This is a genomic window from Bartonella queenslandensis AUST/NH15 (assembly GCF_000312585.1).
Taxonomy (GTDB): domain Bacteria; phylum Pseudomonadota; class Alphaproteobacteria; order Rhizobiales; family Rhizobiaceae; genus Bartonella; species Bartonella queenslandensis_A.
This window is the reverse complement of record NZ_HE998194.1, coordinates 1-482: the sequence shown is the minus strand read 5'-3', so window position 1 is coordinate 482 and position 482 is coordinate 1. Positions and strand designations below refer to the sequence as shown.

Here is a 482-nt window from a genome sequence, read left to right as displayed (position 1 = left end):
CACAAGATTTGCGGTTCCCAAAACTGGGAAGCGCAAAATCTAGAGCTGTTACAGCAATAGACTATCATCTTACCCTAGACATGGCAAAAGAGCTTTCCATGGTTGAACGCAATGAGAAAGGACGTCAAGCGCGTCGTTACTTTATTGAATGCGAAAAAAAGTTAAAAAGCCAATCTGTTGATTATGACCATGATACACGCTTTGATTTCCCAAAAGATTGGGATAAAATGTCTCCAACTAAAAAAGCTGTTTACATTTATGGACCTCTCCATATGCATCTTGTTAAAGCTTTTACATTAGCAGAGAGAAGTAAACAATATAAAGAACTCATTGAAGAAGCAAAACAGGTTTTAGCAAAATCTGTTACAAAAGCTGCTTAAGTTCAAAAACAGAAATCTCCTCCCCGTTCTTAAAATGGGGAGGTGGTTAAGAGGATTCTTTAGGTAAGAATTCAAAATGAACAGGTTTAAAACCAGTTAAGT

The 482-nt window shown here is 36.7% G+C and carries 1 protein-coding gene; it reads left to right on the top strand.

The features are described from left to right. Nucleotides 1–380, top strand: a 380-nt coding sequence (locus BN338_RS09850; RefSeq protein WP_051018535.1) for an antA/AntB antirepressor family protein, incomplete at its 5' end; no start/stop codon positions are given. Nucleotides 381–482: the final 102 nt, after the last annotated feature.